The following is a 13489-nucleotide window of genomic DNA, read 5'->3' on the forward strand; positions in this document are numbered from 1 at the left end:
AGTATACGGAGGCGCCTTGCGATTTATTCCCCGGCGGTACGATTTTTTTTGAACAGGAGGCTGCCGGTTCAGCCGATGGCCGGTCCCGTATAGCGCGCGCGCGGCCGGATCAGCTTGTCGTCCAGCACCTGCTCCAGCGCATGGGCAATCCAGCCGGCGGTGCGGCCGATGGCAAACAGCGCCAGCGCCGATCCTTGCGGCAGGCCAAGGGCACGGCGCACGGCAACCAGGGCGAAGTCGCAGTTCGGCAGCTTGCCGTCCATGTCGCTCATCACTGCCATCAGGTCTGCCTGTGGGGCATTTTCCGGCAGGTGGGGAAGCAGGCCGCGCGCACGCGGATCGCCGTCCGGATAAAGCGGATGGTCAAAGCCTGGCACGCTGTCGCCGCGCCGCAAGCGGCTCTCAATCACGGTGGCGGCATCACCGACACGCTCCACCTCGTCAAACAGCAGTTCCACAAGGCTTGTTGTGCCGCCATGCATCGGGCCGCTCAGCGCCGAAAGGCCGGCATTGAGGCAGGCGCCGAGCGACGCGCCGGTGGAGGCAACGACGCGCACGGCAAAGGCCGATGCGTTCAGTTCGTGATCGGCAAGCAGAACGAGCGCGCGCCGCACGATACCGCGGCCCTTGTCATCCAGCCCCCAAGCATCGGCCAGAAATGCGTCGATCGGGCGGCTGTCCGGCTGCCGGCTGACAGAGGCGCCGGCCACGGTGCGCAGCAGCGCGCAGGCGCCCGGCCAGAGCCGTGCGGGATTGCGCTTCCAGGCCGTTGCCCGCCCGACGGCAACGAAAGGCAGAAGTGACTGGCAGCGCTCCGTCAGGGGTAGGCGCCCTGTCTTTGCCAGAAGCTCGGCGTCGAAGGTCTCGGGGGCGGCTTTTGCTTCGGAAAACGGGTCGTGTTCGCCGCAGTCCCAGAGCAGGCGGGCAACCTCTTCCAGGCTCCCGGTGTCGGCCAGATGAAGCGCATTTCGGCCGCGATAATAAAGCCCGCCATTCTCGATCAGCGTGATGGCCGACGACAGAACCGGCAGCCCCCAGTCGAGCGTCGTCGCCGCCACCTCGCGCGGACGCCGGCCAACCGCCTTGCGCTTCTTCAGCTCGTCCACGTCATGCACGCTGTAAAGCCTGCGGCGCGGATCGTCTCCCGTGCCGCTTGTCTGGATCAGGCCACGGCTGACATAGGCGTAAAGCGTTGGCCGGCTGATCTCGAGTTCGGCAGCGGCCGCTTCGGCGGTGATGAATTTTTCGCGCAGGCTCATCGGCAAGGTTCACATTGATTGGATGAATCAAGATTGACGATATATATGCACTGCAACATCCTCAAGCGGAAATCGACAATAACAATCCGACAAAGAGGAAATGCCATGAGCCACCCCAGCACTCCTGTTCTCGCCGCCGCATCTTCGGCACCCGGTCTTGATGATGTGATTGCCGCTGAAACCCGCCTCAGCCATGTGGATGGTGCCGCCGGCGAATTGATCCTGCGCGGTTATCATCTGCAGGAGATGGCCGACTGGACATTCGAGGCAGCGCTTGAGCTGCTGTGGCGGGATCTGACGCCGGAGATCTGGAGCGCGGCGGATATCAAAAGCGCGCTCGGTGCTGCGCGCGGCCGCGCCTTTGCCCTGATGCAGCCTTTGCTGCCGGCGATCTCCGGCCTTTCGCCGGTGGAGGCGCTGCGGCTTTTTCTCTCTGCGCTGCCCGATGCCGAAGCCATGCCGCATCCGGTTCTGGCTGTTGCTGCCGTTCCGGTCTTTGCCGCGGCTATCGCGCGCGTAGGGCAGGGTCTGCCGCCGGTGGAGCCGGATGCGACGCTTTCCCAGGCGGAAGATTTCCTGCGCATGCTCAAGGGCGCGCCGGCCGAGCCGGATAAGGTGAAAGCGCTCGATACCTATCTGGTGACGGTTGCCGATCATGGCCTGAACGCCTCCACCTTTACCGCGCGCGTCATCGCCTCCACCAAGGCGGGGCTTTTTTCGTCTGTGGTCGGGGCGCTGTGTGCCTTGAAAGGCCCGCTGCATGGCGGCGCGCCGGGGCCGGTTCTCGATATGCTGGATGAGATCGGCGACGCCTCCCGCATCGAAGACTGGCTTGCGGACGCCTTGGCACGCGGCGATCGGCTGATGGGCTTTGGTCACCGCATCTACCGGGTGCGTGATCCGCGGGCCGATGTGCTGAAGGGGGCCGTTTCCAGCTTAAAGGATGGCAATGGCCGTATTCGTTTTGCCGAACAGGTGGAGGCGGCAGCGCTTGCCCTGCTGCAGGAGAAAAAGCCGTTGCGGCCGCTGCAGACCAATGTCGAGTTTTATACAGCGCTCGTTCTGGAGGCGGTCGGTTTTCCGCGCGACAGCTTTACCAATGTCTTTGCCGCCGGCCGCATGGCGGGCTGGACGGCGCATGTGCTGGAACAGGAGCAGACCGGCCGGTTGATTCGCCCGCAGTCGCGTTATGTCGGACCGATGCCCAGGGCGAGTGCCTGATCTCGATGTCTTCCTGATATCTTGTCCGGAACGCGGATGCCAAAACGCATCCGCGACCGGAAGAAATGTTTTGGGATTTTTTGAAACGACCTGCGGTCGAAGAGCGAGGATATATCCTCGATCTGATCATCAATTTTCCTGTGAAAGAAAATTGGAGCGGGCGAAGGGATTCGAACCCTCGACCCCAACCTTGGCAAGGTTGTGCTCTACCCCTGAGCTACGCCCGCTCATCAACCGCTCGACCCGGGGTAGTTCGCTGGGCCGGCGTGTCGCTCGCTTGCGGCGACGGGGGCTATATGGCCCAAGTGATTTTTGAATGCAACAGGGAAATGACGGGAAACGCAAAATTTTTGAATTTTACGTCTAAGTGTCTGATTATAATTGTTTTTTGAAAAATGCGTTTGGTGCGCCCGCTTGGCGGCGACGCAAAAGGCTTGCAGCAGGCGGCTTGAACCGCACAGGAATTGCAGCCACCCGTCTTGTGAGGACAAGCCTCAGCCTCCTATAGTCCAGCCGGCGGCTGAAGACGTCCACCCGCCGCCGCTTGTCCCCCTTCAGAAAGACCGCAGACCCACGCCATGACAGACAGTGCGACTTCCCCGGTGCCGAAGACGGCCGAAGACCTTTTCCGCTTTCTCGATGATCTCGGCATTGCGCACACCACAAAATCGCATGCGCCGGTGTTTACCGTGGCCGAATCGGAAAGCCTGCGAGACGCAATTCCAGGCGGGCATACCAAGAACCTCTTCGTGAAGGACAAGAAGGATCAGTTCTTCGTGCTGACCGTCGAGGAAAATGCAGTGGTCGACCTGAAAAGCGTTCACAAGCTGATCGGGGCATCGAGCCGGGTTTCCTTCGGCAGCCCGGAAAAAATGCTCGAATATCTCGGCGTCATTCCAGGCTCCGTCACCGTGTTCGGCGCCATCAACGATACGGGCGCAAATGTGACCTTCGTGCTGGACGAAGACCTGATGGCGCACGATATCATCAATTGCCATCCGCTTTCCAACGATGCGACGACCTCGATCGGCAGCCGCGATCTCGTTCGCTTTCTTGAGGCGACAGGCCATCAGCCGCTTGTCTTGAAAGTGACCGGCTGACATACGATCTTAGCGGCAAAGCGGCAAAGCGGCACACCAAGGCGCACAGGCAGTTCCGGGAGACATATCCATGAGCACGAACAATCCTTACGGCGGCTCCTACGGGAACCAGATGAGCGGCACGATGAGTTTTGGCGGCCAGCCCTCTGCCGCGGCAGCACCCGCCGGCGGTTTGGTCAAGGATACGACGACGGCGGCCTTTACCAAGGACGTTCTGGAAGAATCCCGCCTGCAGCCGGTTCTCGTGGATTTCTGGGCGCCCTGGTGCGGACCGTGCAAGCAGCTTGCGCCGGCGCTTGAAAAGGTCGTCAACGAAGGGCAGGGCCGGGTCAAGCTCGTCAAGCTCAACATCGATGACCATCCCTCCATTCCCGGCCAGCTCGGCATCCAGTCGATCCCTGCCGTCATCGCCTTCGTCAACGGTCGCCCTGTCGATGGCTTCATGGGCGCCGTGCCCGAAAGTCAGATCCGCCAGTTCATCGACAAGGTTGCCGGTCCTCCCGGCGCCGATCAGGCAGCCGAGCTTGAGGCGGCGCTGGAAGAAGCGCAGGGCCTGTTCGAAGGCGGCGATATCGATGGCGCAGCGCAGCTCTTTGCCGCTGTCCTGCAGGCCGATCCGGAAAATGCCAAGGCCGCGGCCGGCATGATGGAATGCCTGCTGTCGCTCGGCGAAGTGGCCCGCGTCAGCCAGATGCTGGCGTCGCTGCCGGAAGAGCTTTCCTCGCAGGCGCCGGTGCAGGCGGTGGCGCTGAAGCTTGCCCAGATCGAGGAGGCCCGCAAGCTTGGCGATCCCGTGGCGCTCGAGCACGAACTGTCGCTCAACCCGGATCACCACGAAGCGCGCGTAAAACTTGCCAAGATCCGCAATGTCGAGGGAAAACGCGACGAGGCGGCCGAACATCTGCTGCTGATCATGAAGAAGGATCGGACCTTCGATGATGATGGCGCCCGCCGCCAGCTGCTGCAGTTCTTCGAGGCCTGGGGTCCGAAGGATCCGGCAACCATTGCCGCCCGCCGCCGCATGTCGTCCATCCTGTTTTCGTGATCTCTAGGAGCGGTTGAGGCGGATCTGTCGCCCGTCTGAGCCCGTGCGCCTCAACTGGCGCGCCTTGTGAAACCGGTTGCAAGACCACATATGAAACCTTGCACTGCCTTTCGGCAGTGCCGCAGGTGGAGGATGCCCATGCATGTCGGCAATGCGAGATATGTCAAACGTGAGGACTTGCCGCAGACCGTGCCGGTTTTTCCGTTGACAGGTGCGCTGCTCCTGCCGGGTGGCCAGCTGCCGCTCAATGTCTTCGAGCCGCGTTACCTTGCCATGTTCGATGCCGCGATAGCCAGCAATCGGCTGATTGCGATGGTGCAGCCTGCCATGGGCGAGGCGGCAGACAGCCTGCGCCCGGCGCTCGCCACCGTTGGTTGTCTCGGTCGCATCACGTCTTTTGCCGAGACGGGCGATGGGCGCTATGTCGTGTCGCTGAGCGGCGTCTGCCGCGTGCGCCTGGCAGAGGAAGTGGGCGAGGGGCATCCCTTTAGAACGTTTAATGTCATGCCCTTCATGAGCGACCTGTCGGAAGAGGATGACGAGGCGACCGTCAACCGCGAGGAATTGCTGCGCGTCTTTCGCGCCTATCTCGATGCAAACCAGCTTGAAGCGGACTGGGAAAGCGTCGAGCGCGCCGGCAACCGCATGCTGGTCAACTCGCTCTCGATGATGTCGCCGTTCGGGGCGCCGGAAAAGCAGGCACTGCTCGAGGCGCCGGATCTGAAGACGCGGGCCGAGACGCTGGTGGCGATCACCGAAATCCTGCTGGCGCGCGATTTTGGCGATAGCGACACGGTTCTCCAGTAGGGTTTTTTAATGGACGAGAAGCTCGCCAAGGTCGATCCGAAACTGCTGGAACTGCTGGTCTGTCCGCTTGGCAAGACAAGGCTGTCGCTGAACCGCGAGACCAACGAACTGATCTCGGAAAAGGCGCGTCTCGCCTATCCGATCCGTGACGGCATTCCGATTATGCTGATCTCAGAGGCCCGCAAGATCGAGGACTGATGCCCCGATCCTGTGCAGGCTTGGTGGGGGATCTCAGATCGTGTGGCCTTCCAGCAGGCGCGGGCTGTTTTTCGCCTTCGTGCCGGCCGCTTCCCCGATGAAGAAGGATTTCAGTTTCGGCAGGCGTTCTACCACGCCGAGCCCGAAATCGCGGGCAATGCGGATCGGTGCAATGTCGTTGGAAAACAGCCGGTTCAGCACGTCCGTCGTGACGCCCATGCGGAACGTGTCAAAACGCCGCCAGGCCTGATAACGCTCAAGAATGTTGAGGGCGCCGATATCGAGCCCCAGCCGATCGGCCTCGACCACGGTTTCGGCAAGCGCTGCCACATCCTTGAAGCCGAGGTTGAGGCCTTGGCCCGAAATCGGGTGGATTCCGTGGGCGGCATCGCCCGCAAGCGCCAGGCGCGGTGCGACAAAGGCGCGCGACAGGGTGAGCCCCAGCGGAAACGCCTTTTTGCTGCCCACGACCCGGAGCGCTCCGAGCTTGTAGCCGAAGCGACGCTGCAACTCCTCTTCGAAGATCAGGTCGTCGCTGGCCACCAGCCGGTCGGCATCGGCGGTGCGCTCGGTCCAGACGAGCGAGGAGCGGTTGCCCTTCAGCGGCAGGATGGCAAACGGGCCGGAGGGCAGAAAATGTTCTTCCGCGCAGCCCTCATGCGGGCGCTCGTGTTCCACCGTGGTGACGATGCCGGACTGGTCGTAGTCCCAGCGCACCGTCTTGATGCCGGCCATGTCGCGCAGCTTGGAGCGCACCCCGTCGCAGGCGACGACGAGGCGGCTTTCCAGCGTTTCGCCGTTCGACAGGGTGAGCGTTGCCGCGTGCGGGCCGGCGGTAAATCCGGTCGCCGAAACGCCATGGCGGATCGGGATGCCAAGCCGTTCGCAGGCGCCGCGCAGCGCCCGCACCATCGCCACATTGGGCACCATATGGGCAAACGGCTGGCCTTCCTCCACGTCGCCATCGAAGGTGAGGAATACCGGGCGCACCGGATCGGCGGTGCGCGAATCCGTCACGATCATGCGGGTGATGGCTTGAGCATCGACGGCAATTTCATCCCACAGGCCGAGCACGCCGAGCATGCGGCTCGCCGCCGCAATGATGGCCGAGGCCCGCTCATCCTTTTCCCAGACATGGCCGGGCGCCGCCTCGATCACCTCGACGGACAGATGCGGTGCTGCCTGTTTGGTGGCCACTGCCACGGAAAGGCCGACATATCCGCCGCCAACGATCAGCATATCCAGCATCGCTTTGCTCCTGCCGTACTTGAGAATGCACTGCCTGACATATAGATCATCACACCACCGCTTCCTACCGCTGGAGACCGTTAAAAATGCCGCAGGCCCCGGAACACCTCTCCGCCATGGATCAGCTTCTGGAAACGCTGGATCTGGAACGGCTGGAAGAAAACCTGTTTCGCGGCAAAAGCCCGCAGATCGGCTGGCAGCGCGTGTTCGGCGGGCAGGTGATTGCCCAGGCGCTGATGGCCGCGCAGCGCACCACACCGGATGACCGCTTCGTCCACTCCCTGCATGGCTATTTCCTGCTGCCGGGCGATCCCAAGGTGCCGATCGTCTATCAGGTGGAGCGCCTGCGGGACGGGTCCAGTTTCACCACGCGTCGCGTGACCGGCATCCAGCACGGCCGCGCCATCTTCGCCATGTCCGTCTCCTCGCAGATCGAAGAGAGCGGCTACGATCATCAGGCGCAGATGCCGGCGATCAAGCAGCCGGAAGAGCTGATGTCGGAGGCGGAATTCCAAAAGGTGTTTCTGGCCAAGGCGCCCGATATGATCAAGCGTTACTGGGGGCGCAAGCGACCGGTGGAAATCCGTCCGGTCTCGCTCGTGCATTATGTTTCCAACGAAAAGCTGAAGCCGGAGCAGCATATGTGGGTGCGCGCCACCGGCGCGGTGCCGGTTGACCGGCATTACCGGGCCGCGATCCTTGCCTATCTCTCCGACATGACCCTGCTCGACACGTCGCTCTACGCCCATGGCACGACAATCTTCGATCCGGCGATCCAGGCAGCAAGCCTTGACCACGCCATGTGGTTTCATCGCCCGTCAGCACTCGATGACTGGCTGCTCTACACCCAGGACAGTCCGAGTGCATCCGGTGCCCGCGGAATGACCCGTGGCAGCCTTTATACCCGCTCCGGTACGCTGGTGGCCTCGGTTGCCCAGGAAGGTTTGATTCGCAAACGGGCAAGTGCTTAATTATTGAGCATTTTGAATAATTTGCTGCGTAATTGAGCGCCTATTTGGCGTTCAATTGCATCCGGCGTGGGGAATTTATTAATAATCATTTGAAATCAGATACTTAACTTTGTGGCCAGAATCTGGCACGGCGATTGAATGTAGAGGAGCAGTCGCTGTTCACAGATCTGTCAGCGGCCAGGAGAACCGGCTCCGCGCCGAGACAACAAAGGATGGGAAACCACATGAAAATCGTGATGGCCATTATCAAGCCATTCAAGCTGGATGAGGTGCGCGAAGCCCTCACGGCTGTCGGCATTCAGGGCCTGACCGTGACCGAGGTCAAGGGTTACGGGCGCCAGAAGGGGCACACCGAAATCTATCGTGGCACGGAATATGCTGTCAGCTTCCTGCCCAAACTGAAGATCGAAATCGCGGTTGCCTCTGACCTGGTCGAAAAGGCCGTCGAGGCCATCGCCTCTGCCGCAAAGACCGGTCAAATCGGCGACGGCAAGATCTTTGTTTATTCCATCGAGCAGGCCGTGCGCATCCGTACGGGCGAAACCAACACTGAAGCGCTCTAAGACGGCTGATCAGGGGAGTCATCTGCAATGTCATTTTCCAAGTTTTCGTCCATTTCCGGACGCCTGGGTGCCTTGATGGCCGCCCTTCTGGCGCCGGCTGTCGCCTTTGCCCAGGACGCTGCGCCTGTGGTCGCGGCAGCACCGGTGCCGGAAAAGGGCGACACCACCTTCATGTTCATCTGCACGATCCTCGTGCTGTTCATGCTGATGCCAGGTCTTGGCCTGTTTTACGGCGGCCTGGTGCGCGCCAAGAACATGCTCTCCGTTCTGATGCAGTGCACGATCATCGGCGCTGCCGTCATGCTCGTCTGGGTCATCTACGGTTATTCCTTCGCCTTCGGCGGCTCCACCAATGCCTTCTTCGGCGGCACCGCCAAGATGTTCCTGGCCGGCGTCGATACGACCACGACGGCTGCCACCTTCTCCAAGGGCGTCGTCATCCCGGAATATATCTTCGTGATGTTCCAGATGACCTTTGCCGCCATCACGCCGGCGCTCATCGTCGGTGCCTTTGCCGAACGCATCAAGTTCTCGGCAGCGATCCTTTTCTGCGTGCTCTGGGTTACCTTCGTCTATTTCCCGATCGCTCACATGGTCTGGGATGCCAACGGCCTGCTGTTCGGCTGGGGCGCGCTTGATTTTGCCGGCGGCACCGTCGTTCACATCAATGCCGGCGTTGCCGGCCTGATCGGCGCCTACATGCTCGGTAAGCGGACCGGCTACGGCAAGGACATGATGGCTCCGCACTCCATGACCCTCACCCTCGTCGGTGCGGCCATGCTGTGGGTCGGTTGGTTCGGCTTCAATGCCGGTTCCAACCTGGAAGCCTCGGGCGGCGCAATGCTTGCCACCGTCAACACCTTCATCGCCACGGCGGCTGCAATCGTCTCCTGGTCGATCGTTGAAACCTTCACCCGCGGCAAGGCGTCCATGCTGGGCGCTGCTTCCGGCATGGTCGCCGGCCTCGTCGCCATCACGCCTGCTGCCGGCATTGCCGGCCCGATGGGCGCGATTGTCATGGGTCTCCTCGTTTCGCCGCTCTGCTACTTCTTCGTCTCCGTGGTGAAGAACAAGTTCGGCTATGACGATACCGCTGACGTCTTTGGTGTCCACGGCATCGGCGGCCTGTTCGGCGCGATCGCCACGGGCGTCTTCGCCTCTGCCTCGCTCGGTGGCGTCGGTTATGTCGAAGGCGTCACCATGGGGCATCAGGTCATGACGCAGGTCTATGCCGTTCTGGTCACGCTCGCTTGGTGCGGCGTTGGTTCGTTCATCCTCTACAAGCTGGTGGACATCATCGTCGGCCTGCGTGTGACCGTTGAAGCCGAACGCGAAGGTCTCGATCTGGCCTCGCACGGCGAAGCGGCCTACCACTCATAAGGCTGGTGCTCCGGCCTCAGTGCCGAAATGAAATATCGGGGCCCGGAGAAATCCGGGCCTTTTTGTTGCCAAACTGTAATAATACATGTTTCTTAATTCGAATTTCATAATAGATCTGAAGCTATATTTTTACATTGCACTGTAATGTTGCCAGGTGTATTGAGGGTTCGGGAGGCTGCATTGTTGATGTGTTGCTGAATTGGAGACTGCGGGTGACGACGACTGTTCAGTTGATGCACGCAAGAAGTGGTTTAGCGCGTACCGGCTTTTATGGCTTCAGCGGGACCAGTTTATTCCTTGGCGGCCTGCCTGCCATTGCAAGAGGCGATGTGGTCATCGGCATTGGTATCTGCCTGATCGGCGGCGTGTTCGCCTTTTTGGTCGCCCTTGGCCTTGGCCCCCTCGGTCTGCCTCTTGGCTGGCTCGTCGTTGGTGGCGTGTGGGGCAGCGTCTACAACCGGATCTATACGACAAGACTGATTGCAAGGGGATACAGGCTCGCCGATTCCGACGAGCGTAATGCCCGCGCGCAACGCGCCCTTGGCCTGCAGGATACCGTGGCCGTGCAGCGCGCCGGATAGGGCCGTCCTTTACCGGTCTCTCGCAAACCCCTCTTTTTGATGTTTTGGGCCGTATCGCTCGCGGCAATGCCGCTGCGATTTCGAAAGCGGCGTCCTCCACACTCTCAGCGAATTTTCGGTTGATGTGGCTGGACGAAGTGGGCGTGCGTTTCCGTCTGCCTCTGCCTCTGCCTCTGCCTTTGCCTCTCCCTTTCCGGGGCGGGCGGTGGATCTGCGTCCTGCTGCGTGTGGGTGGGACCGGAGTGTGCGGTGTGTCGCTTCGGCAGTCGCGACGCGTCTGGTTAAAGCCACGTTAACCAACTTTGTCTAATCTGCCCTTGCAAGGGAATGTGTGCCGGGTGGCAACGCATGGCGTATGCGCTCTTGCGTCAACGGGAAGTTCGGGCTGAATGAACATGGGCAGAAGCACTTCGACAGCGATGGCGCAGAATTCCACCCGCCATGCGCTGACAGCCTTCGTGGTCAGGCAGGTGCTGGCACTGTCCGGTTTCGCGCTGTTTTTCACGCTGGCGCTCGCCGTGGCATCACTTGCCACATGGAATGTTGCCGATCCGAGCTTTTCCTACGCGACGGACAGTCCGCCGAGCAATATTCTCGGGTTTCCGGGTGCGGTTTTCGCCGACCTGATGCTGCAATTTCTGGGCCTTGCCAGCGTTCCTGCACTTCTGCCGGTCCTTGCCTGGGCGCTTGCGCTGATCTCCGGACGCACGTTGCGCCGCATCCCCGCCCGCTTTGGTGCCTGGCTTGCCGGTACGGTCCTCGCCTCTGCCGCTCTCGGCTGCTTTCCGGCCCCTGAAACCTGGCCAATCCCCAATGGCATCGGCGGCGTCATCGGAGATATGATCCTCAGATTTCCGGCGCTTTTCGTGGGCGCCTATCCGACAGGCATGGCCGCCACCATTCTGGGGGTCGTCTTTGCCCTGCCGACGACCGGTTTCCTGTTGTTTGCCGCGGGCCTTGTCGGCCGCAACGAGCTTGACGAGGATGATGAGGACGAGGCTCCCGCAGCCCCGCGCCGCAAGGCCGCAGACGTTGATGACGAGGATGATGACGGTGGCTTTGCCGGCCTTCTGGCCTTCGGCGCGCTTGCCCATACCTGGTACATCACCCAGGCGCGCCTGCGCCGTCTGCTGCACATCAAGCCTCGCGCCCGCCATGGCGCTTCGGGCTTTGATGAACCTTATGACTTCAACGAGGACGAGTTCGGCAAGTTGAACGAACCGGTGCGCGCCAAGGCTTCGCCTTCCGGCCGCCTCGAACCTTCGCTTGAAAGCCCGATGTCGGACCTGATGGCTGCCCGCCGCCGCATCTCGCCGCCACCGATGTCGGTTGAAGACGAGGAAGACGAGGACGAGGACATGGCCCGCCCCGCCGGCATCCTGCCGGATGATGACGATGAGCCGATGTTCAATTCCCCTCGACGGCCCTCGCATCCGACAGGTGCCCGCGTGGCCGGGCGCGTCGTGCCGGCCGCGGCACCTCCACGCCCCGGCGCTCGCGTCGCCCGCGAAGCGCAGGCCTCGTTCATCGACGACGGCGGCTTCCAGCTGCCCTCCGTGCATCTATTGACCGAACCGCGCCATGCCGTGCGCGACAGCACGCTGTCTGCCGATGCGCTGGAACAGAACGCCCGCATGCTGGAAGGCGTGCTGGAGGACTTTGGCGTGAAGGGCGAGATCATTCATGTGCGCCCCGGCCCGGTCGTGACGCTTTACGAACTGGAGCCGGCGCCGGGCATCAAGTCGTCGCGCGTCATCGGTCTGGCCGATGATATCGCCCGTTCGATGAGCGCCATTGCCGCCCGTGTCGCTGTGGTTCCCGGCCGCAATGCCATCGGCATCGAACTGCCGAACCAGACGCGTGAAACCGTGTTCCTGCGCGAAATGATCGGCAGCACCGATTTCGAAAGCAGCAAGGCAAAACTTGCCATGGCGCTTGGCAAGACCATCGGCGGCGAGCCTGTCATTGCCGATCTTGCAAAGATGCCGCATCTTCTGGTCGCCGGCACCACCGGCTCCGGCAAGTCGGTTGCCATCAACACGATGATCCTGTCGCTGCTTTACCGGCTGTCGCCGGAAAAGTGCCGCCTCATCATGATCGATCCGAAAATGCTGGAACTTTCCGTCTATGACGGCATTCCGCATCTCCTGTCCCCCGTCGTCACCGACCCCAAGAAGGCGGTCGTGGCGTTGAAGTGGACCGTGCGCGAGATGGAGGAACGCTACAAGAAGATGTCGAAGATCGGCGTTCGCAACATCGATGGCTTCAACAGCCGCGTCGAGCAGGCCATCGCCAAGGGCGAGGTGCTGACGCGCACGGTCCAGACCGGCTTTGACCGCCAGACCGGCGAAGCCATGTATGAGACCGAAGAATTCGACCTGAAGCCCATCCCCTATATCGTCGTCATCATCGACGAGATGGCCGACCTGATGATGGTGGCCGGCAAGGATATCGAAGGCGCGGTGCAGCGCCTGGCACAGATGGCGCGTGCGGCCGGCATCCATGTCATCATGGCAACCCAGCGTCCGTCCGTCGATGTCATCACCGGCACGATCAAGGCGAACTTCCCGACCCGCATTTCCTTCCAGGTGACGTCGAAGATCGACAGCCGCACCATTTTAGGCGAGCAGGGTGCCGAACAGCTGCTCGGCATGGGCGATATGCTCTATATGGCCGGCGGCGGGCGTATCCAGCGCGTCCATGGTCCGTTCGTTTCCGATACCGAGGTGGAGGAAATCGTCGCTTACCTGAAGACGCAAGGCGCGCCGCAATATCTCGATGCGATCACCGCCGATGACGACGAAGATGGCGATGGTGGCGGCCCGGCCGGCACGGGCAACCTGTCGGACTCGGACGACCCCTACGATCAGGCGGTGGCGATCGTTCTGCGGGACGGAAAGGCCTCCACCTCCTATATCCAGCGCAGGCTCGGCATCGGCTACAACCGTGCCGCCTCACTCATCGAGCGCATGGAGCAGGAGGGGGTGATCAGCCCCGCTAACCATGCCGGCAAGCGTGAAATCCTTGTACCGACCGAGGCCGATATCATCGAGCGGTAGCGGCAAGGCCACGAAGCCGCCGCGTTTTTCCGCCATGACTGGCCTGAAGGAGATTTG

The 13489-nt window shown here is 61.7% G+C and carries 12 protein-coding genes and 1 tRNA gene; 10 read left to right on the top strand and 3 right to left on the bottom strand.

Translation table 11 applies throughout. From position 1 onward, the window contains the following. Nucleotides 1-68 precede the first annotated feature (68 nt). Nucleotides 69-1259, bottom strand: coding sequence for a citrate synthase (locus AC4CWH_RS17445; protein WP_491319702.1), 1191 nt, complete (start codon nt 1257-1259; stop codon nt 69-71). Nucleotides 1260-1364: 105 nt separating this feature from the next. On the opposite strand from AC4CWH_RS17445, the gene AC4CWH_RS17450 reads away from it, so the two are divergent. Continuing rightward, nucleotides 1365-2480 (top strand): citrate synthase/methylcitrate synthase, encoded by a 1116-nt coding sequence (locus AC4CWH_RS17450; protein ID WP_491319703.1) that lies wholly within the window; start codon nt 1365-1367, stop codon nt 2478-2480. A 152-nt stretch (nt 2481-2632) separates the two neighbouring features. Here the strand turns inward: AC4CWH_RS17450 and AC4CWH_RS17455 are convergent. Next, nucleotides 2633-2707 (bottom strand) — tRNA-Gly (locus tag AC4CWH_RS17455). Nucleotides 2708-3058: 351 nt separating this feature from the next. Here AC4CWH_RS17455 and AC4CWH_RS17460 point away from each other — a divergent pair. The 4 genes from AC4CWH_RS17460 to AC4CWH_RS17475 all read left to right on the top strand — a co-directional run bounded on the left by AC4CWH_RS17460 (nt 3059) and on the right by AC4CWH_RS17475 (nt 5630). Beyond that, on the top strand, nt 3059-3580 hold the full coding sequence (locus AC4CWH_RS17460; protein WP_491319704.1) for a prolyl-tRNA synthetase associated domain-containing protein: 522 nt from the start codon (nt 3059-3061) through the stop codon (nt 3578-3580). A 70-nt stretch (nt 3581-3650) separates the two neighbouring features. Next, nucleotides 3651-4625, top strand: coding sequence for a thioredoxin (gene trxA, locus AC4CWH_RS17465; protein WP_491319705.1), 975 nt, complete (start codon nt 3651-3653; stop codon nt 4623-4625). Between the two features lie 138 nt (nt 4626-4763). Continuing rightward, complete coding sequence (locus AC4CWH_RS17470; protein WP_491319706.1) at nt 4764-5432, top strand: LON peptidase substrate-binding domain-containing protein; 669 nt, start codon at nt 4764-4766, stop codon at nt 5430-5432. A 9-nt stretch (nt 5433-5441) separates the two neighbouring features. Continuing rightward, entirely contained in the window at nt 5442-5630 is a 189-nt protein-coding gene (locus AC4CWH_RS17475; RefSeq protein WP_210105927.1) for a Trm112 family protein, read from the top strand. Nucleotides 5631-5663: 33 nt separating this feature from the next. On the opposite strand, the gene AC4CWH_RS17480 is transcribed toward AC4CWH_RS17475, so the two are convergent. After that, a complete protein-coding gene (locus tag AC4CWH_RS17480) occupies nt 5664-6878 on the bottom strand; it encodes a ubiquinone biosynthesis hydroxylase (RefSeq protein WP_491319707.1) in 1215 nt (404 codons plus the stop codon). Nucleotides 6879-6964: 86 nt separating this feature from the next. Between AC4CWH_RS17480 and tesB the strand changes: the two genes are divergently transcribed. The 5 genes from tesB to AC4CWH_RS17505 all read left to right on the top strand — a co-directional run bounded on the left by tesB (nt 6965) and on the right by AC4CWH_RS17505 (nt 13432). Further along, nucleotides 6965-7849 (top strand): acyl-CoA thioesterase II, encoded by an 885-nt coding sequence (tesB, locus tag AC4CWH_RS17485; RefSeq protein WP_491319708.1) that lies wholly within the window; start codon nt 6965-6967, stop codon nt 7847-7849. Between the two features lie 212 nt (nt 7850-8061). Continuing rightward, nucleotides 8062-8412 (top strand): P-II family nitrogen regulator, encoded by a 351-nt coding sequence (locus tag AC4CWH_RS17490; protein WP_185969881.1) that lies wholly within the window; start codon nt 8062-8064, stop codon nt 8410-8412. A 27-nt stretch (nt 8413-8439) separates the two neighbouring features. Next, on the top strand, nt 8440-9792 hold the full coding sequence (locus tag AC4CWH_RS17495; protein WP_491319709.1) for an ammonium transporter: 1353 nt from the start codon (nt 8440-8442) through the stop codon (nt 9790-9792). 212 nt (nt 9793-10004) lie between these two features. Next, the gene (locus AC4CWH_RS17500; RefSeq protein WP_491319710.1) at nt 10005-10373 is read left to right on the top strand and encodes a hypothetical protein; all 369 of its coding nucleotides are present in this window, start codon (nt 10005-10007) and stop codon (nt 10371-10373) included. Between the two features lie 395 nt (nt 10374-10768). Continuing rightward, nucleotides 10769-13432: a DNA translocase FtsK gene (locus AC4CWH_RS17505; protein WP_491321462.1), complete on the top strand. Its 2664-nt coding sequence runs from the start codon at nt 10769-10771 to the stop codon at nt 13430-13432. Nucleotides 13433-13489 lie beyond the last annotated feature (57 nt).

The sequence above is a fragment of the Neorhizobium sp. PAMB6716 genome (genome assembly GCF_058242805.1).

Excerpts from the sequence above, each read along its gene's own strand:
- AC4CWH_RS17445 (WP_491319702.1), bottom strand. The coding sequence starts at position 1,259 with ATGAGCCTGCGCGAAAAATTCATCACCGCCGAAGCGGCCGCTGCCGAA.
- AC4CWH_RS17450 (WP_491319703.1), top strand. The coding sequence starts at position 1,365 with ATGAGCCACCCCAGCACTCCTGTTCTCGCCGCCGCATCTTCGGCACCC.
- AC4CWH_RS17460 (WP_491319704.1), top strand. The coding sequence starts at position 3,059 with ATGACAGACAGTGCGACTTCCCCGGTGCCGAAGACGGCCGAAGACCTT.
- trxA (WP_491319705.1), top strand. The coding sequence starts at position 3,651 with ATGAGCACGAACAATCCTTACGGCGGCTCCTACGGGAACCAGATGAGC.
- AC4CWH_RS17470 (WP_491319706.1), top strand. The coding sequence starts at position 4,764 with ATGCATGTCGGCAATGCGAGATATGTCAAACGTGAGGACTTGCCGCAG.
- AC4CWH_RS17475 (WP_210105927.1), top strand. The coding sequence starts at position 5,442 with ATGGACGAGAAGCTCGCCAAGGTCGATCCGAAACTGCTGGAACTGCTG.
- AC4CWH_RS17480 (WP_491319707.1), bottom strand. The coding sequence starts at position 6,878 with ATGCTGGATATGCTGATCGTTGGCGGCGGATATGTCGGCCTTTCCGTG.
- tesB (WP_491319708.1), top strand. The coding sequence starts at position 6,965 with ATGCCGCAGGCCCCGGAACACCTCTCCGCCATGGATCAGCTTCTGGAA.
- AC4CWH_RS17490 (WP_185969881.1), top strand. The coding sequence starts at position 8,062 with ATGGGAAACCACATGAAAATCGTGATGGCCATTATCAAGCCATTCAAG.
- AC4CWH_RS17495 (WP_491319709.1), top strand. The coding sequence starts at position 8,440 with ATGTCATTTTCCAAGTTTTCGTCCATTTCCGGACGCCTGGGTGCCTTG.
- AC4CWH_RS17505 (WP_491321462.1), top strand. The coding sequence starts at position 10,769 with ATGGGCAGAAGCACTTCGACAGCGATGGCGCAGAATTCCACCCGCCAT.